Source organism: Niabella pedocola (genome assembly GCF_021044425.1).
GTDB lineage: Bacteria > Bacteroidota > Bacteroidia > Chitinophagales > Chitinophagaceae > Niabella > Niabella pedocola.
Genome location: NZ_JAJNEC010000004.1, coordinates 696316 through 716132, shown reverse-complemented (window position 1 = coordinate 716132; position 19817 = coordinate 696316). Strand labels below are relative to the sequence as shown.

The 19817-nt window shown below is 48.7% G+C and carries 15 protein-coding genes; 4 read left to right on the top strand and 11 right to left on the bottom strand.

Annotation, left to right across the window (positions count from 1 at the left end; translation table 11 throughout):
• Nucleotides 1–24 precede the first annotated feature (24 nt).
• From LQ567_RS06865 to LQ567_RS06815, 11 genes are all read right to left on the bottom strand, one after another.
• Nucleotides 25–810 (bottom strand): amidohydrolase family protein, encoded by a 786-nt coding sequence (locus tag LQ567_RS06865; RefSeq protein WP_231003510.1) that lies wholly within the window; start codon nucleotides 808–810, stop codon nucleotides 25–27.
• Nucleotides 800–1723 (bottom strand): amidohydrolase family protein, encoded by a 924-nt coding sequence (locus LQ567_RS06860; protein WP_231003509.1) that lies wholly within the window; start codon nucleotides 1721–1723, stop codon nucleotides 800–802. The genes LQ567_RS06865 and LQ567_RS06860 overlap by 11 nt, the downstream gene beginning before the upstream one ends.
• Before the next feature lie 56 nt (nucleotides 1724–1779).
• Complete coding sequence (locus LQ567_RS06855; protein ID WP_231003507.1) at nucleotides 1780–4296, bottom strand: heparinase II/III domain-containing protein; 2517 nt, start codon at nucleotides 4294–4296, stop codon at nucleotides 1780–1782.
• Between the two features lie 82 nt (nucleotides 4297–4378).
• A complete protein-coding gene (locus LQ567_RS06850; RefSeq protein ID WP_231003505.1) occupies nucleotides 4379–5257 on the bottom strand; it encodes an isochorismatase family protein in 879 nt (292 codons plus the stop codon).
• Between the two features lie 22 nt (nucleotides 5258–5279).
• A complete protein-coding gene (locus LQ567_RS06845; RefSeq protein ID WP_231003503.1) occupies nucleotides 5280–6281 on the bottom strand; it encodes a Kelch repeat-containing protein in 1002 nt (333 codons plus the stop codon).
• A gap of 13 nt (nucleotides 6282–6294) precedes the next feature.
• Entirely contained in the window at nucleotides 6295–8142 is a 1848-nt protein-coding gene (locus tag LQ567_RS06840; RefSeq protein ID WP_231003501.1) for a neutral/alkaline non-lysosomal ceramidase N-terminal domain-containing protein, read from the bottom strand.
• Nucleotides 8143–8278: 136 nt separating this feature from the next.
• Nucleotides 8279–9259: an amidohydrolase family protein gene (locus LQ567_RS06835; protein WP_231003499.1), complete on the bottom strand. Its 981-nt coding sequence runs from the start codon at nucleotides 9257–9259 to the stop codon at nucleotides 8279–8281.
• Nucleotides 9260–9283: 24 nt separating this feature from the next.
• The gene (locus LQ567_RS06830) at nucleotides 9284–10636 is read right to left on the bottom strand and encodes a DegT/DnrJ/EryC1/StrS family aminotransferase (RefSeq protein ID WP_231003497.1); all 1353 of its coding nucleotides are present in this window, start codon (nucleotides 10634–10636) and stop codon (nucleotides 9284–9286) included.
• 18 nt (nucleotides 10637–10654) lie between these two features.
• Entirely contained in the window at nucleotides 10655–11935 is a 1281-nt protein-coding gene (locus LQ567_RS06825) for a sugar MFS transporter (protein WP_231003496.1), read from the bottom strand.
• Nucleotides 11936–11980: 45 nt separating this feature from the next.
• Nucleotides 11981–12808, bottom strand: a complete 828-nt coding sequence (locus LQ567_RS06820) for an N-acetylmuramic acid 6-phosphate etherase (RefSeq protein ID WP_231003493.1) — start codon at nucleotides 12806–12808, stop codon at nucleotides 11981–11983.
• Between the two features lie 110 nt (nucleotides 12809–12918).
• Entirely contained in the window at nucleotides 12919–14796 is a 1878-nt protein-coding gene (locus LQ567_RS06815; RefSeq protein WP_231003491.1) for a beta-N-acetylhexosaminidase, read from the bottom strand.
• Nucleotides 14797–14981: 185 nt separating this feature from the next.
• Here LQ567_RS06815 and LQ567_RS06810 point away from each other — a divergent pair, with 185 nt between their 5' ends.
• The 4 genes from LQ567_RS06810 to LQ567_RS06795 all read left to right on the top strand — a co-directional run bounded on the left by LQ567_RS06810 (nucleotide 14982) and on the right by LQ567_RS06795 (nucleotide 19795).
• Entirely contained in the window at nucleotides 14982–16208 is a 1227-nt protein-coding gene (locus LQ567_RS06810) for an Nramp family divalent metal transporter (protein ID WP_231003490.1), read from the top strand.
• Between the two features lie 102 nt (nucleotides 16209–16310).
• Nucleotides 16311–17327 carry an NAD-dependent epimerase/dehydratase family protein gene (locus tag LQ567_RS06805; protein ID WP_231003488.1) on the top strand — a complete coding sequence of 339 codons (1017 nt, stop codon included), beginning with the start codon at nucleotides 16311–16313 and terminating at the stop codon, nucleotides 17325–17327.
• A 12-nt stretch (nucleotides 17328–17339) separates the two neighbouring features.
• Nucleotides 17340–18395 carry a dihydrodipicolinate synthase family protein gene (locus tag LQ567_RS06800; RefSeq protein ID WP_231003486.1) on the top strand — a complete coding sequence of 352 codons (1056 nt, stop codon included), beginning with the start codon at nucleotides 17340–17342 and terminating at the stop codon, nucleotides 18393–18395.
• A 113-nt stretch (nucleotides 18396–18508) separates the two neighbouring features.
• The gene (locus LQ567_RS06795; protein WP_231003484.1) at nucleotides 18509–19795 is read left to right on the top strand and encodes an enolase C-terminal domain-like protein; all 1287 of its coding nucleotides are present in this window, start codon (nucleotides 18509–18511) and stop codon (nucleotides 19793–19795) included.
• Nucleotides 19796–19817: the final 22 nt, after the last annotated feature.

The following is a 19817-nucleotide window of genomic DNA, read 5'->3' as shown; positions in this document are numbered from 1 at the left end:
TCCGCTGCTTCGGCGGCTGCCTTATTATATGCCTAATAGCTTTTTTATATTTCCGGATCGTAATTGTTCTTTTGTTTTTTCATCTGCCTCTGTTGGCCGCAATGATTCAATACGCAGCAAACCGGAAAAATAATCCAGGATGGGGGCGTGGGTGCCAAAACAAAATTTGCCGGTTCCAAATGATTTGAACAGGTCCACCCAGTTTGTGATATTTCTTCCGGACGAATCAATGAGCAGGTCTGCCTTCCTGAAAAGATCCATGTCTTCCGTGTTTAATGCCATGCTATTGGCTACATTCACGACCAGGTATTTTGCATCCGGAACTGCTTTTACAATGGGCACGATATCTTTTAAGGTCCACTCTTTGTCGAGGTCCATCCAGGAGCTGGTGCGGCTGTCGACCATTCTCAGGCAAAAGGCAACCGGGACACCTTTATCCCGGCATCGTTTTACCAGTTCTACACAGGATGGAGTGGCTATTTCATAACCGTGATACTGGGGATAAAGTCTGACGCCCTTCATCCCCATGCGGGTGGTGCACTGTTCCAGATCATCGCGCCAGCCCCCGTATACCGGGTTGATAACGGCGAAGGGTATGAACCGGTCTGTATATATTTTTTTACTGCGGATGGCCTCCCACAACTCCTCGTTGGCGTGCTGGGTGTTTTTGTAGAAAATGCCATTCAGATTGCTGATCACCGATGCGTCCGTACCAAATTCTTTCATCCTGCCCAGAAGCGTTTCCGGTGTATTGTGTGTTAACCGGAGAAATGGCCAGTGGCCGATATATGCATTGCTATCAATTAACATGGATACCTGCTTTTTTTAACCGTTTTGCAATATTTTCAAAGAAGATCTTTTTTCGTTGTGCGTCTGTAAGGTTGGCGGAGAAGATCTGGCCCACGCCCTGATAAAAACTATAGTCACATCCAAATACCAGCCGGTCCTCTCCAACATATTTCATAGCGAAATCGATCATACCCGCGGCATTGTTGCTCCCGGATACTTCGATAAATACGTTGGGCACATCTTTCAATACCTTACAGGCATATTCCCAGTCGATACCGCCTCCGATATGGGCAAACTGGAACAGGGCCTCGGGGTATCTTTTTGCAATGCTTACAAAATCTTCCGGCAGGGAAATATTCTTTGGCTCGCTCTGGTACAGCTTTACCCGGGAGTGACCTACCGGTGAATGCATCATGATGTTCCAGTTAAGGGCAATACATTTTTCGATAATAGGGTAATAAAGCGGGTCGTCTATCTTTACCTGGTTATAAAGTTCTCCCAGGCCTGTCATGCCGGCGTCCCTGCAGCGGTCGATCTCCTCGAGCGATTCTTTCCGGAATGCCGGGTTCAGTGCCACGGTTCCGATAAACCTCCCGGGATGGTCTTTCATACATTTGATGGTAAAACTGTTCCTTGTTCTGAAATCATCGGGACGGCCTTCACTAAAGGGCCTTATAAAGTTTGAGATCATCAGCTTTTCAATGCCCAACCGGTCTGCAAAGTCCAGGTTCACTTCGGGCTTGTACTGGTTTTCATCGGCATGTGCATGTGCATCGATCTTCCGGTATTTCAACACTTCCTGCATGAACGGCTGTTTCCGGTCGCCGGTGTCAAAATCCGGCTCCTGCTTATATGCAGCGCCCGCGAGGAGACCGCCCAGCATGAGTCCTGCACCGGAGGTGACCGTGTTGGTTACAAATTTTCTGCGATTCATTTTCGGCTTCTATTAATGATTAAAATATATGTTCTTTTAATTCCGGCACATCCGCGCTATTTTGAGTCTGGCGTAAATAGCGTATAGCGCAATTTTCCTTCCTGCTTCTTTTGCGGAAATGTATAAAACTGCACACGGCCCTTTTCATCCAATGCAAATCCGGGATCGTCTTTTAGTATTACGCGGTTGCCGCGAACAGCGGCTACTGCGCCATAGTAAGTTCCGCCATCGGGAAGATCCAGGCGGATATAATCCACTGCCGGTACCTGCCGGTCTAATAATGCGCTCCATTGCGCTCCTTCATGGACAACGGATTGTACGGTTCCTCTATATGCGTTGCCGGATGCGTAATTCCAGCCGGCCGAGGAAACCACCCGGATCTCTGCTGCGCCCAGGTGGATCCGGTCCAGCGTGCGCTTTCCGTTTAACCGGTAGGTAATGATAAGCGTGTTGCCTTCCGCTTTTACCGATTCAATCCAGGGCGTTTTGCGAAACGGCTCATGAACGGCTATAAACACAGATGCACTTCCGGAATGGCGTTGCATGATGCCGTTTCGCATATAATTGTTCAGTTTGTTATCATCTTCTTTAGCCGGTCGTACGGACGGAGACCGGAACCGGAATACTTCGGTTCCCGGCTGAGACAGTATATGAGTACGCAGGCCTGCACTGTCATAGTTCCAGGTTGCCGTCCAGGACGGAGCGGCGGTTCCTTTTTTGACATCGCGGAGATAGGCATACGCATGGAATTGTTTTGGATGCGTGTCATATTGTGTTTTGGGCGCCTTTCGTCCGCCCCAGGCGGGTACTAAGGTTTCCACCGGTTGCTCCAATGCAACGCTCGTTTGAAGGGTACCTTCCTGTTCGCACATGCCATGCAGGAACCAGTCGTGCTCCTGGCCTCCGCTCACCTCAAACCGGTCGATCACATAATCGAATCCGGCTCCGGCATGCACCATGATTAATTTTCTCCGGTATACCGCAGCAGCGGCGTAAGCGGGGGAGGCATCCAGGTCTGCTATTTTTACATGGGGATTCTGATCGTCATAAAAAAGCAGCCTGCCGGTTGCAGGATGCTCCGTTGTTCCCTCGTTCTGGTTTTGCTGATCAATCACTACCGTATTATGGGAAGCGGTATGAATGGTCCATCCCCGGTACTTTGAATGGGTGTAGCCAATATCGGAAAGCAGTTCCTGCCCGGCTGCGTAAAAAAGTATGGAACCATTATCGTAATGGGAGTGCCCGTAGTTGCCGCTCCAGTTCAGGTTCAGCAGTACCTGGTTGATTCCACTCCCGGTACCGATGGCCGCGTTCCCCAAAGCCGGCCAAAGCCTGGAGTGGGTACTGTCGGTTTTTTTACCCTGCGAAAATCCCCAGGTATCATTGATGGGGAGCGCACGTCCGTTGGGTAATACGGCTTCGTTCCGTACCCGCAATGCTTTGCCGTATAGCGGCGATGCTTTTGTTAAATCGGGATTGTTGAGCCGGTCTTCCTTCCAGTCTGCAGGGTCTGTATATTCCTTCAATGCCGCTGCAACCGCCATAAGACTGCCGATGGTTTGGTTATGATAAGATGTAGTGCCTTCCTTCCACCATCCGTCTGCAAAAAAACCTTTTGAAAAAAATGCGTTGAAACGCTTTACGGCTTCATGTACCATGGATGGATCTCCAAGGATGCGACCCACCCGGATCATGCCGGCATACATGCCCGGCGACATATTGGAATAGGCCTCCGGATTGGCGGCTGTAAAATCATAACCCAGGCGCAGCAGATCGCGGGCGATCCGTTTATCTGTTCCCGTACCGGTGAATGCATCCATCCGCTTCCAGTTGTAGCCGGAGGACAATACATCAAATACATTTGCCAGGTCGGTGGCAATATCTCCATAGCCCCACCAGTACCATTTGGCACCCCGGTAAGGGGTTAGCCCTTTATAAGGCCATCGCTGATCTGCGGGGAAAAATTGCACGCGGGCATGCGGGTAGTCGTAGCGTACCGCATAGTCTGGAAATACCTGGGCAAAGCGGCCGGTAATAACGGCCGCACGGTCGCCATATGCGTTGTCTTTTGTTGCATACCAAAGCTGCGCGAGCTTTTCGGCCATCGACCGGATCCATACCCACTGATCGTACCAGGCATGCGCTTCAAAGTAATACTGATGTCCGCTGCTGTCTTCATAATAGCGGTATACCTGGCGGGCTCCGCTCGGGGCAATGATCACCGTTTCATGATCATCGGGAAATTGGCTGTTGGGAAATGTCATGCTGCAGTAATTACAGCGCACGGCGGCTCCCATGCCGGGTTTCCAGTTGAGCACATTCATATTTTGTGCACCCCCATGACAATGGGGACAACCTGTATAAAAGATACCGGATGCTTTTGGTACCTGGTCCATTACCGCTTTTACGGATTGCTGCATTAACGGTGCCACCGCCTTTTTTAATACCTCCAGATCCGGGTACGTTACCGGGTATACCGGATGTTTAGCCGGGCTAGCGACGGTTTCCTGTTGCGCAAAACAGGCATGGACAGCGATCAGTATAAAAATGAATGGTAATGCGATCGGTTTCATCTCTGGATCATTTTTTATGAATTACATCCGGGCATCGTTTAAATGGTCATAATTGAAGTCGTTTACTTTTTGAAGGGATACTTCAGCTAACCGGTGGCAAGCCTTTTATAATATCCCGGGATGTGGTGGAGTACTGTCCAAACATTTCGAAAAAGAGAATGGCACCTTTTGTCTGGCTCAAACTGGAATGCGTGTCTTTTGACTCCATCCCGGTAGTACAGTCGCGCGCGATCACAACCTGGTATCCGTAGTGATTACACATTTGAAGGACACCGTAATCACGGGTAATAAGACAGGCATTGGTATTAAAGCCGGCGTATAATAAAAAAAGAATCCCTTTTTGTTTGCAATACCGGTGTAGTTCCTCACCGGTTGCCACCACCGCTTCCCGGCCGGCCGGTGTCATTTTGGGATGGAAGCTGTGTGCGGGAAGGCTTTTTAGTTCTGCATCGCGTGGCTCCTGCGGGCGCCGGTAGGCCTGGTAAGCACCACTCAGGTTCCGGAATGCGGCCGAAGGCCACGAGTCCTTTTGGGATGCCCCGGTATCCGGCACCAGGTTCACCCAGTTCGGGTGCCGTTGGGCTACGGGAGGGGAGGGCGCATGAATAACCTGCAGGCCCGAGTTGCGACAGGCCGATACCAGCGGCAGTAGGTTATTGTTGATGACCGCTTCGATGCGGGCTTCCGTATCCCTGATATAGTGCCGCTGCCAAACATCCACCAGCACCAGGGCAACCTGTGAAAGCGGTATCGCCCAGTTAAGCGTGGCATAGCCGGTATTGGTTTCAACCCAGTCCTGTCCGGGATCCACATACCAGCGGTGATAGCGCGGGTGTATGGACAGGGTGGTTTCCGCCCGGTTAAACAAAGGAGAAATGCCGTTTGCGCCCAGGATGGCGCCCAGTCCGCCTGCTGAACTTTTTTTTAAAAATGCACGCCTGGAATTTTCTTTTTCTTCCATCTGTTTGTTTTTATTGTGCCTGCTACCAACCGGCGGGTAATTGCAGCGACCATACATCATTGATCAATGGGGGTGTCATTCCTCCTGCGATCCATATCTTGTCTTTAAATACAAAAGCAGAAAGTTCGTGGCGTTCCTTCCATACCGGAGCCGATGGGTATTGCTGCCAGTCTTTACCGTTTTCAGAATACCAGGCATCCTGCCAGTTTTTATAAGGATTGCCGGACCAGCCGCCCAGGATCCAGATCCGGTTGCGATATACCACACTTGAAAACCAGATGCGCTCATGCCACGGAGCTACCTCACAAACCTTTGTCCAGTGTATGCCATCGTCCGAACTCCATACATCGTTCTTTGCGACATATTCCGGAACATAATTGCCGCCTCCAAAAAGATAAATTTTCCCGTTTAATACGGCCGCCTGGTGGTAAGCACGTGGGCTCCATTCGGCAGCTTCCGTTGCCTGCTTCCAGTTCCTGCCGTCGGAACTGTACCATACATCATTTTTTAAACTGGTATGATCGCCGAAATAATAGTTTTCTGTTCCGCCCATCAGCCATAGCTTCCCTTTAAAAACCACCAATGCGGCGGCGGCCCTTGCGGACCATGCCGCACGATGGGCTTCCAGCTTCCATTGTGCCCCGTCTTTTGATGACCATACCTGGTTACTTGCCGAATGGCCCGGCAAACGTCCGTTGTACCAGCCGCCCATCATCCACATTTTATTTTTAAATACCACCTGCATGGCCAGGTCACTGTGTAGCCATGGTGCCTGCTGAGTTACCAACTGCCAGTGTTTTCCGTTGGTACTGTTCCATACATCGCGGGGCGGGGCTTCGTTCGAGTTGAACCAGCCGCCCAATATCCAGAGTTTATTTTTAAAAACCAGCTCGCCCTGGGAATCTCTTGGCTGCCAGCCTGCATGCATTTGCTCCAGCACCCAGCCCGGATCTTCCTGTTGTGCCAGAAGGACCGGGCTGCTGATCAATAAGAGAAATGCTATATTCAGTGCAATTTTCTTCATGCCATAAGCGCTGTTATTTTACGGGTACCAATCTGACAGCTCTTACATCAAACATAGAGCCCTGTTCGGTTGCTGCGCCTGATTTTAATACAATAGTAGTTGTTCCCTTGGGTAATTGTAAGGCCCCGATCTTTTTGGTACGATAGGTAAACCAGGACCCGGTTTTATCCACTTTGCCTTTTATCCGTTTATTACCGGCGGTCAGTTCAAATGTTTTTCCTGCAACGCTATCGGAAACAGACCATTCAAGATAGACATTATACTTTCCTGCTTTTGCAATGTCCGCATTCCAGGTAGCCTTGTCTTTGGCATCAAACCAGCCAAATGCTTTCCACTCGGGCATATATTTGATGCGGCTGCCCTCGGTGCCGGCCATCCAGGACGATAGCTGGTAAGAACCATCGGCCTCTTTTTGTACCAACGCCGGCTGGTTGCCTGCAGGCCGCTGGTCTTTGAAGCTGGCCGGCATTGCTTCACCTACAGCATTTACAATCATATCTTCTACCTCCGGAACAAAAGGCGATGGCTTATTGTACCAGTACATGCTGCTTTCGGGTTCATAACCGCCCTCGCCGATAACACGGCGCGAGGCAATGTAGGAGGGCACATCGTTGGCGTAGGCATTCACCCAAAGCCGCTCCGCTCCATAGCGGTCTTTGAGCCGTATGGAATAATCTACCACCACTTCGCCCGCAAGGTTTACCATAGCCATCTTATTGTCGAAGTTCCAAACCTGGAAGGGGTAGTCAACCACGGCAGGAATTGCTTCTCCTCTTTCCAACCGTTCAAGTGCGAGCCGTGCGTAATATCCTTTTACAGATGGATCTTTTGTCCATTCAACAAGCTCAGCAGCAGAAGGTACTTTTGAGAAAGGCAGTTGAATCCACTGCATGGTACCCGAAGGTGGCGTATACAGCGGTTGCAGCTGCGCCGTAAGCAGCTTGTCGATGTTGTCGGCAATTTCTTTTCCATGCTGCTGCATATTTTCCCGGCTTCCACGTGGAGCAGGATTGGCATCCCCGGCACAGCCCAGTGCAATAAGGGCCGTGGCTCCCGGATGCCGGGCCTCAATCACCCGGTGCGCTTCGGCGATCCAGTCGCCGTGAATTTTATGCTCTTCACCCCCCAGTGTGGTACCATGGCAGGCATAATTGAGAAAAACGGCTTTTAAGGCACCGCCGGGATCTGTTATTTTGAGGATGGGAAGTGCCAGATCCACGGGGCCGTCTTTGGTACGCCGGTTGCTTGCAAACTGTGCCTGGCCCTGTCCCCAGGATACAAGCGCGGGTTTGCGGTTGTTCAACGCGGCAACCGCCAGGTCCTTCAGCTTTTGTGTAAGTTGTTCCGTGTATTGTGTAATCTCGATGAGTTGTTTTAAGGCTAAAAGTGAGTCGCTGAATCCGCCATTCCGGTATTGCAGGATATTGATCAGGTTACCTACCTCCGGCCCTCCATGTGTATGGGAGGCACAAATAGCAACTTGTGCAGGATTGATTCCTTTTTCTTTTACCAGGAAATCGGTTACGTTTTTTGTAATGCGCCAGGGAATACCCACCAGGTCTACAGTAATCAGCAGGGTTGGATGTTGCGCGTCACTGCCCAGGGCAAGTGCCTTGGCAGCGATGGGTTGCAGTACACTATCGGCATCGGTGCTGAGCCTTGCTGCATACCCGGCCATACGGATGGGCGTTTGCGGCGTAATATCGGCACTGGCCACACCTGCGTCGATGGTTACCGGGTTGCCGGCTTTCTGCTGGGCCATGGAGCTGCCAGCTGATAGCAATGCGCCTGCCAACAGAAGTACGGTACGCAGCACAACAGCTTTTTTTGATACAAAAAGAATCGGTAATGCAGATTTCATGCGGACGTTATTGAATAGATGTTGCGTCATTGTATAAAAAACTTTTTTAAGCCACACCGTTATGGTTCCGGTTTTCCTGTGGCGATGCTTTACGCCGGTTTGCTGTAAAGCGGTATAGATATTCCAATAGAGCCGTTTATAATTTTAACTTGAATAGCCGGTTGGCATTGTCGAAGAACATTTTTCGCTCGGCATTTTTATCCGGGGAGAGTTTTTTAATGGCCTCTATGGCCTGCCAGCCGGTACAGGCTTTGCCTGTTCCAACAGAATCCGAGCAATCGCTGCCATAGATCAGTTTATCCTGGTGGCGCTTTAAGAACGATCTTGTAAAGTCTTCATCGCGGGTCATTGCTGCCAGGCCCGATCCGGCAGAGAGGTCGCCATACACATTATCATACCGGGTGAGCAGCATATCCGTCATCCCCCCTGGGGTAACCTTTCCGGTGGGATAGAGGATATTCTGGTTGCTGTGATTTTTATCAATATTGGCCCACCATGTTTGTGCATGCCCGATGAAGTTTACCTTCTTGTACTTGCGAAGCATGTTATGTAACCGTTCAAATCCCCAGTTATACATTTTATACTGGAAGTGGATTAAAACGGGCACATCATAGTCCTGCGCCAGTTTGTAAATGGCCTGCATTTCTTTCGAATCGCAATCGATATTAAACTTTAGCTCACCGATAACACAGGCGCCCAGCTTTAAATATTTTTCAATTTCTTTTACTGCGCCCGGTGCATCGGGTACTTCATTGGCGCCAAAAAAATAGTGGCCTTTGTGCTGCTGGGCCACCTGATAACAGGCTTCGTTGGGCGTTGCCTTTGCCTGCAGCCCGTTTGAAACGCCATAATGTGTAGAACCCATGCTTACCGGGTGGCCGGAGGGGAGGAGCACGGTGTGGGTAACACCCATTGTTTTTTGATGGGCTAGTAACGCATCGTTACTCCGGTCTGCATAATCGGTATGCTGGTGTATGTCGATGATCCATTTGCCGGCCTGGGATTTTGGGGCCTGTTGCCAGAGGTCTCCTTTTACGGACGCCAATGTAAAAAGACCGGCACTCAAGACAGACGACCGCTTTATGAAATCTCTTCGGGTTGATTTTTCTTTTGTCATAAGTAATTACAATGATTGAGCGGATCAGGAAAGGCTGTTTCTGTTGTTGTATATCTTTTCCAATGCATTAATAATGTCATCCATATCCGCTTTTGTACCCAGTAAAATCGCCCCGGCGCTGATCACCACAACGGTCTCTGTTACCCTGTCGCAGGAAGGCAGTACCAGGCTGTCTTTAAAAAGTTTGATCTGTTGTTTTGTATAATTCTTTTTATAATTCCCCAGTTCTAAAATATTGGTGGCCCACAAATCGTGCTGCATCCCTTTGATATAACCGCTTGCCGGTATTCCCTCGGCATTCAGTGCTTTAAGAAATACCTGCCGGTCTGCGTTGTTGAAAAACTTTTTGTCGTAGGTGAAAGCGTATAAATAATAGCCGGAGCTGTTCGATCCTTCATACTGGAACTGTGGCGTAAGACCGGGAATCTTTTTTATTTTGCTGCTCAGGTAGTTGGCATTTTCATTGCGTTTTTCAAAGCGTTCAAGGGCTTTGTCGAGTTGCGACAGGATGATGCTGCCTTCAAATTCGTTCATCCGCATTTTTTGGCCGATGGTGGTATTTTGTCCCTTTTTATTGGTGCCGTGATTTTGTACGGTATATACCTTATCCATCAACATATCATCATTGCCGATGACTGCACCACCTTCACCGGCGGCGATTTGTTTGCTGCCCTGGAAGCTGAAACATCCCAGCTGACCGATGGTTCCTAACTGGCGGCCTTTATATTTGGCAAAGTTTGCCTGGCAGGCATCTTCAATTACCGGAATATTATGCTTGTTGGCTACCGCCATGATGGCGTCCATATTACAGGCGGAGCCCATGATATGCACCGGCATGATCGCTTTGGTGTTTGGAGTGATCTTTTGAGCAACGGCTGCCGGATCGATCTGGTAACTCCGGTAGTCCAGGTCGGCAAATATCGGAAGCGCTCTTGCGGCGAGTATGGCGGAAATGGTACCGAAATCGGTATAAGAGGAGGTAATGATTTCATCGCCGGGCTGAATATTCAACGCGTCTACACAAACGCCCAGGGCCTGCGTTCCGGACCCGGTTCCCACACAATATTTTGCGCCGGTAAGTTCGGCGTATTTTTTTTCAAAAGTGGCTACCGTGCCATTCACCGGGTTGCTGATCCGGCTCCAGGCGCCGCTTTTTGTGGTGGCGGTGATATTGGCGATCATATTGTCGTCAACGATCATATTGGGCCAGTGGGGCCAGGGCTGCGTTCTTACCGGTGCACCACCGCTTACCGCCAGCTTTGCGGCACTGGCTTTAAGATGTGGTCCGGCTGATACCACGGCAGGAATGGTAAGCGCTGCCGAGCTGGCAGATAATACAGAAATAAATTTTCTACGGGAGTATTGTTTTTTGTTCATGGCAAGTTGTTTTCAATGTTATTGTGTGCGTATTTTATAACCCCGGAGGGAATAATAAAGGATCATTAAATAACAGGGTGCTACCACCCAGTAGGCTTTCTGGGGATTGGAAATATCGGCAAAATGCCCGTATACCAGTGGCAGTAAAGCGCCGCCGCAGATGCTCATGATCAGCAGTGACGACCCGATCTTGGTGAAACGGCCCAGGTTCGAAATGGCCAGCGGCCATATTGCCGGCCACATAAGGGCATTGGCCAGTCCCAGCAGGGCAATGAACAGTACAGATAAATAGCCGGTTGTAAACAGGGCGCATAAGAGAAAAACGATACCTGCTATTGCCGAATACTGCAACGCCTTTTCCTGCGACAGGTATTTGGGCATGCTGATGATACCAATTAAGTACCCGATGAGCATGGCTGTTAAGGTCATGCTGGTAAAAAATTTTGCGGTTACCATGGGAATACCCTGGTAAGATCCATAGTCAATGATGGTATTACCTGAAATGACTTCTACCCCCACATAAAGAAAAAGGGTGAAGGCGCCGATTAAGAGATGCGGGAACTGGAAGATGGATTTTTTATTGTTGGCGGCGGCTGTTGTATCCGTTGCTTCCTGTTCTTCCTCCACTTCCGGAAGACCGGAGTAATGCACCAGCAGCGCCAGTATTAAAAGGACCACAGCCATGATGATGTATGGAAGGATCACCCGGTGTGCCAATGCGTTGAGCTCGGCCAGTTTTGTGGCAGCATCCAGTTGTGCAATGTTTTCGCTGATGGCATCGGTGTCATTTAAAATAACGGAGCCCAGGATGATAGGGGCGATAATGCCCGCCACTCCGTTGCAGATGCCCATAATACTGATTCGCTTGGCGGCTGTTTTCCGGGGACCTAAAATAGTTACATAAGGATTGGATGCCGTTTGTAAAATAGAAAGCCCGGCACCCTGTACAAATAACCCTGTTAAGAAAACGGAATAGGTGCGGGACATGGCCGCAGGTACAAAAATCAGCGAGCCAACGGCCATAATGATCAATCCCAGCGAGATGCCCTTCTTAAAACCGGTTTTCTTTAAGATCCACGCTCCCGGAAGCGCCATTACAAAATAAGAGATATACAGCGCAAACGCTACCAGGTACGCCTGTGCATTGTTCAGCTCGCAGGCTAATTTCAGGTATGGGATCAATACGGAGCTCAGCCAGGTTACAAAGCCGAACACCGAAAATAAAAGGCCGATAATGATCAGCGACCTTTTGATCGATTGTTGTTGAACCGGAGCCATCGTTAAAGTTTGACTGGGCATATGTTGTAATTATCGGTTGCGTTTTTTGATTGTATTAAAAATGGATTATGCTGGATAATTATCAGGGTTTAGCGACTTGAGCGCATTTTGCACACTGCCGTTCTGGAACAGGAGTTCTTTTGCAGTATCATAGTCGTTAATATTCCCCAGTCGCATGAGCATTTTTGTAGCCCTGTCGGTAATTTTATGATTGATAAGTTTTACATTGACCATCTGGTTGTCGATGATCCGGCCCAGGCGCACCATGGTGGTGGTGCTGATCATGTCAAAGATCATCTTGTGGGCCGTGGCACATTTCATACGGGTACTGCCGGTTATAAATTCCGGTCCGGTGATTACCTCTACCGGGTAAACCGCCTGTGCTGCAATCGGACTGTCCGGATTGCTTACGATGCAGCCCGTATCAATATTTTCTTTTCTGCACCGGGCAAGTGCCGCCAGTACAAAAGGAGTGGTGCCGCTGGCGGAGATGCCCACCACGATATCTTTTTTGCTGATGCCGTTCGCTTCCAGTTTTTCCCAGGCTTCATTTTTGTCGTCTTCCATTTCTTCACGGGCTTCTACCAGCCGGTCTACACCTCCTGCAAGGATCACCTGGAATAGATCGGGTGCAACACCATAAGTGGTTGGCAGCTCAATCACATCTAAAACGGATAAACGCCCGCTGCTGCCGGCACCTACATAAAACAGTCTTCCGCCATTGGTTATTTTCGCTACGATCACTTCTATAAGCGCATTGATCCGGGGCAACACTTTTTCAACAGCCGGGGCCACGCTTTTATCTTCCGTATTGATAAGCTTGGTTAGTTCTTCAATTGTTTTTTTTTCAAGGTCCCTGTAGTTGGATGGCTGTTCTGTTATTCTATTCTGCATGTAAATCGTTTTATCGGTGAGGTGTGCGGTTTTTGTGCGTTAATTTATTGCGAATATACGCAAATAGTCCATTTTGAATGCTTTTTTGTGGTTTTTTATTCCGGCAGTCGTTACCGCAACAGGAGCGGAGACTGGCGTGTATTGATATAAGTGGTTTTACTGATGGCACTGCGTTTGCCGGATGCGGTAATAACGATCGTTTTTAATATCCTTTTTTCTCCATCCGGTACTTTTATAACAATGGGTTGGGCGTAGCGGTAATCGGTTTCCCTCGGTTCCGTATTGTCCAGTGTATAGAAGATACGGGCGCCTTTTACTGCTGGTTTTAAGCTTACCGTAAAGCTTTTTCCCTGAAATACCCGGTCGTCTTCCGCCCCAATGGCCATGGGAACAAAAAAATGGGTATCGTTTTTCTGGTCAATGGCCCCTAAATGCAGGGGAAGCCGGTCTTCCAGGAATGATTTGTATTGTTTTTGGGCCACCGGCGTCCAGCAACCTTCCGCAAAGGCCAGCATCCGCGGCAGGATCATGTATTCCACTTTTGCGGGCGTAGCCATATACTCGGTCCATACACAGGCTTCGGCGCCCATGATGTACTTTTTTTGTGCTGCTGTTAGGGCATCCGGGGCAGGGTTATAATCATATACTTTATTCAGGGGATTAAAACCCGGAAAGCCAAGCGGCTCCTGCGCCGGTTTGGCCTGGTAATGATCAAAATAGATATAGTCATTGGGCGCCATAATCACCTGGTGGTTTTGCTGTGCGGCAGCAATTCCGCCTTTTTCCCCCCGCCAGCTCATCACGATGGCATTGGGAGCCAGTCCGCCTTCGAGAATTTCATCCCAGCCGATAATGGACCGTCCTTTGCTGTTTACAAATTTCTCAATACGTTGTATAAAATAGCTTTGCAACTCATGTTCGTCTTTGAGGTGGTTATCCTGAATGCGTTTTTGACAGTATTTACAGGTTTTCCACCGGGTTTTGGGCACTTCATCCCCACCGATATGAATGTATTTTGACGGGAACAGTTCCATTACTTCGGTTAATACGTTTTCCAGGAAAGTAAAGGTCGATTCTTTGCCGGCGCAAAATACATCCTCATAAATGCCCCAGCTTTCAATGGTTTTGAAAGGACCCGGGTGATCCCCGCAGGCGAGCTCGGGGTAGGCGACCAATGCCGATATGCAATGCCCGGGCATCTCTATTTCCGGTATAATGGTAATATACCGGTCTGCCGCGTACCGTACCAGTTCTTTTACCTGTTGCCGGCTGTAAAACCCTCCGTGTGGAATACTGTCGTAACCCATGGGAACATCCTGTGCGCTTCCCAGCAGGGTTTGTGCACGCCAGGCACCTTCCTGAGTGAGTTTGGGATATTTTTTTATTTCCAGCCGCCAGCCCTGGTCTTCCGTCAAATGCCAGTGAAAAGTATTCAGTTTGTACTGCGCCATCAGGTCAATAAACTTCTTAAGGAATTCAAAAGGGAAGAGATGCAGGGCCACATCCAGGTGCATCCCCCGGTACCCAAATCTTGGGGTATCTGTGATGGTGCCCGCGGGTATTTGGATTTCCCTGGTGCCGGTAAACTTTGATAGCTGTATGAGGCTCTGTATGGCATAAAAAGTTCCGGCGCCGGCTCCTTTTAATTGTATGTAGCCGGGACTGATGGTCATTTGATAACCCTCAGACGCCCCTGCTTCAGCGTTTAGGATAATGGCATTGCTGTAACCGGATAAATGCTGGTTTGCGGCTTTTTTAACGGCCAACCGGAATCCGGCGGCCTGGAGCAGGAATTCATTATAAAGTCCTGCTATACGCTTTGCTTCTTCCGAATTATAAAGGAGGACCGTTTTACTGTTCACCAAAAATTGGCCCGGACGGGTTGTTACGGAGGCGGGATACGGTATAATAGCTGAAAAATGACTGGTTTGCGCATGGGCAAACGTGGTAAAAAGCAGGAGTATAAGGGCAGGAAATACTTTATTCATAATCCGTTTTGGGGTCAATGGCACGCAATTGCCGTTATGACAAGCTGATTTGCGTTTTGTATGCGGTTTTTTCAAATAAAAATACGCAAAAAATACTCAAGTGTCAAATTATTTTTTATATTCGTTTTTTAAAGGGTATTGAATGATTGCAAAGTGTAGAAACACAGCTGAAATCTATTTTAATTATGGGAAATAACGATAAGGGAAGCCGCCGGGGATCTGGCCGGTTATTACAGGTATTAGGTCCGGGCATTATTACGGCCGCATTGGTTTTTGGGCCCAGCAAAATGACCATCACCTCAAAACTGGGGGCAGCATATGGGTATGATTTGCTTTGGGCCATTGTGGTGGCTATTTTTTTTATGGCGGTATTTACAAGCATGGCTTCCCGGATTGCGCTGGCTACAGACCGGTCGTTTTTATCGCTGGTCAAGGAACGGTGGGGGAAACCGGTATCCATATTGGCAGGGATCGGCGTTTTTTTTGTTACGGCTTCTTTTCAGGCGGGCAATTCAACCGGGGTAGGGATTTCACTGGCGGAAACCACCGGTGTAAGTGCTAAGGTGTGGATCCTGCTTGCCAACGTACTGGGCATTGCCTTATTATTCTTTAAAGGGTTTTATAAGATCCTTGAGAAAGTGATGATCTTACTGATCGTGATCATGCTGGGTTCGTTTATTGTTACCTTCTTTTTAGCAAAACCATCTGCCGGTGGTATCATAGGCGGACTGGTTCCTACATTGCCCGAGGGCTCTTTAGGATTGGTGATTGCATTATTTGCTTCCGCATTTTCGATCGTTGGTGCTTTATATCAGTCATACATGGTTCAGGAACGGCGGCGCTTATCGCCCGATCTGAACCAAAAGCCTTCGGACAGCCTTCCGGGCATTCTGATCCTGGGTATTATGGCCAGCATTGTATTGATATGTGCGGCTTCCGTTTTACACCCCGCAGGAGTGGTGGTAACCAAGGCAACGGATATGTCTAAAACACTGGCGCCCTTATTTGGCGAATATGCGGCCCATCTCTTTCTGATCGGGTTATTTGGGGCCTCCTTTTCTTCGCTGATCGGAAATGCATCGGTGGGGGGCACCCTGCTGGGAGATGCATTGGGATATAAAGGACAGCTGAGTTCTAATATTGTACGGGTACTGATTGCCCTGGTAATGGTTATCGGCGCTTTTGTGGCATTGCGGTTTGACGGTGCGCCGCTGGAATTGATCGTGCTTGCACAGAGTGTAACCATACTGGTAGTACCATTTATTGGCATTGCCATGTTCAGCATCTCCAGCGATCGCAATATAATGGGTCGCTATGTAAATACGCCGCTGACAAAAGTGGTGGCCGGCATCGGGCTGCTGATGTTACTGGTACTGGCGGTGATCAATATCAAAGAGTTATTTTTTAAATAAGCATGGAACCAGCAGCCCTATTGCTTTATGCGCAAGGAATGCAGGAATCTTTTTATATGAATCCCGGTAGTTGCCGGGGCCTAAATCGATAAAAATAAACACATGAATGAATTGCAATTAATAGAAGACGAATTGTATCAGCCATCAGCGGCCTTGCTGGAGGATCTGCAGGCCTTGGACGGTGACATTATTTTCCTGGGAGCCGGCGGTAAAATGGGCCCCAGCATGATAAAGCTGGCCAGCATTGCGTTGCGCACGGCAAACATATCCAAAAGACTGATCGCTGTTTCAAGGTTTAGTGATGAAGCTGCAAAAAAGGAACTGGAAGATCTGGGTGTTGAAGTTATTGCGGCAGACCTGCTGGATGAAGACCAGTTGCAGGCCCTTCCGGATGTTAAAAATGTAATGTACCTGGCGGGAACGAAATTCGGCACAAAGGGAAATGAACCTTTTACATGGGCCATGAATGCGTATTTGCCCGGTCGTGTTGCGGAAAAATATAAAAATTCACGGATCGTTGCATTCTCAACAGGGAATGTATATCCCTTTTCAAGGTTAGAGCAGGGGGGCTTTTCCGAAGAAACCAAACCCGATCCTGTTGGCGAATACGGACAGTCTTGCCTGGGGCGCGAACGCGTTTTTCAGTATTTCTCCAACGTGCATCAAACCCCGGTGCTGATTTACCGGTTGAATTATGCCATCGACCTTCGTTACGGGGTGTTACTGGAGGTAGGGAAATCGGTTTATAACGGAACGCCGATCAATATTTCAACAGGAGCGGTAAATGTTATTTGGCAGGGCGATGCCAATGAGATTGCGTTACGAAGCTTTTTACACTGCAGCAGTCCCGCGAAAGTTTTAAATGTAACAGGCCCCGAAACCATTAGTTTAACCTGGCTGGCCACACAGTTTGGAACCCTGTTCAACAAGCAACCGGTATTTACGGGGCAGGTGCAGGATACCGCCCTTTTGAGTAATGCTTCCGAAGCGCACCGGCTTTTTGGTTATCCCCGTGTGAGTTTGAGAAAAATGATCCGGCTGGTGGCCGATTGGATCAGTCTGGAAGGAAAACAAATCAATAAGCCTACCCATTTTCAGGAAAGGCAAGGTCAATTTTAATGCATATCATTTATGAGTTTACCGGTAACAATAAAAAATATATTGCATGAGGGCATTGCCATCCCGGCGCACCCGTTAGCTCTCACTGCGGAACGGGCATTTGATGAAGCTGTACAACGCAGGTTAACCCGCTATTACCTGGCCAGTGGCGCAGGAGGCATTGCGGTAGCGGTGCATTCCACGCAATTTGAAATCAGAGAACCTCAGATAAATCTGTTAGAGAAAGTCCTGTATACGGCTGCCGATGAAGTTGAAAAGAGCGGCAAAGAAACGTTTGTAAAGGTGGCTGGTATTTGCGGCCCCACCGATCAGGCGGTGCAGGAAGCCCGGTTGGCAAAGCAATATGGATACCATCTTGGCTTATTAAGTATGGGTGGATTAAATACGCTGACCGAAGATGCGCTGATCGAGCGTACAAAGGCAGTTGCGGAGATTATTCCGGTATTTGGTTTTTACCTGCAACCCGCAGTGGGCGGCAGGATTTTGAGTTTCGATTTTTGGCAAAAATTTGCAGCGATACCGAATGTGCAGGCCATCAAAATTGCCGCTTTTAACCGCTATCAGACACTGGACGTGGTTCGCGCCGTTTGTAGTTCTGAACGGGCAGATGAGATTGCGTTGTACACCGGAAATGATGATAATATACTTGCAGACCTGATGACCACTTATCAGTTTAATATAAACGGAAAGCTGGTGCAAAAAGATTTCCGCGGCGGACTATTGGGGCATTGGGCCGTATGGACGCATAAAGCTGCAGCATTGCTGAATGATGTAAAAGCCTATAAGGCCGGCAACAGATCCAATGCGGATGAGTGGCTTACTAAAAATGTGTGGGTAACCGATATGAATGCCGCGATCTTCGATCCTGCGAATCGTTTTCACGGGTGCATCCCCGGGATACACGAAGTGCTGAAAAGGCAGGGGTTGTTAAACGGGATCTGGTGCCTCAACCCCAATGAAGTGTTGTCGCCCGGACAGGCCGATGAAATAACCAGGGTGACCCGGGCTTATCCGGAACTGATTGACGATGATTTTGTAAAAACCTTTTTACAACAGGATATGCTTTAGAGGCCAGGTAAAGGATAGTTATGAAAAGAAGGTCTTTTATCAAAGATGCAGTTGCATGGTCGTTACTGCCGGCGATAAAACCGTTGACAGGCCTGGCCGGTTCGTCTTCAAACATGAAAATTAAAATTGATCATATTGCTTCCGATTTTGAACGGCAGCCCCTGGTGCGGCCCTTTGGATTTAAGGGTGGGTATTTAACGGAGTTATGGCAGGCGGTTTCCTCGATGCAAACCGCTACCAGTGGTCCTAAAATAGGTCTTGCTACGCAAAGCGTTTTGTATGGAGACCCGGATGTTTTTTCGGCACATTCGGAAAGTGCGGGCAATGCGCTGATGTATGCATTATCAGAAAAAGCATTACAGTTAACGAAACAAACGCCGTTCGATACTCCGGTTGATCTGTTGTCGGCTATTTTGCCGGAAGTACGCAAATACGCCGTATCGCTTACCGGGCAAAGCAGCGTGAATCTTAATTTTATATATAATGCCCTGGTAAGTGTAGACAATGCCGCCTGGCTTGTTTATGCCTCCGAAAACAAGTGCGCGGATTTCGACACGATGATCCCGGCTGTTTACCGGAAATCGCTTGGTATACATAATCCAAAGATCGCCGTAATGTACCAGATCCCTTATGGTATGCCAATGACGGATCTGCTAAAGGCAGCTTCGGAAGGATATTTCGTGTTTAAAATAAAAACAGGGATGCCGGGCAACCAGGAGCAAATGCTGCAATCGGATATGGAGCGGCTTACCCTCGTGCATCAAACACTTAAAAATTTAAGAACACCTCAAACCAGGGACGGCCGGCTTATTTATACGCTGGATGCAAACGGGAGGTATCAGAAAAAGGAAAGTTTATTAAAGTATCTCGATCATGCCCGTAAGATTGGCGCGTTTGAACAAATACGATTGATCGAAGAGCCGTTTTGGGAATCCAATGATGAAACCGTTGAAGATGTGGGGGTGATTATAGGAGCCGATGAAAGCGTACACACCGAAGCCGATGCCCTGAAAAGAATTCACCAGGGGTATAAGGCACTGGTGCTAAAAGGTATTGCCAAAACCCTAAGTGTGAGTTTCAGAATAGCAAAGGTGGCCCACGAGAATAATGTGGCCTGTATCTGCGCCGACCTTACGGTAAACCCGCTGCTGTTGGATTGGCATAAAAACCTGGCCGGGCGGTTACAGCCGTTCCCGGGCATTGGAATGCCGATGATCGAAACCAACGGTGATATGAATTACAAAAACTGGGAGTTGATGAAAACCTTTCACCCGGTACAACAGGCATCCTGGCAACAGGTAAAGCAGGGGGTGTTTGAGTTGAATGATGATTTTTATAAACGCAGCGGAGGCATCTTTATGGGAACAGATCATTATGAGAAGATGTTTAAACGAAACTGAGCAGGGTACAGGGCCATTAAAT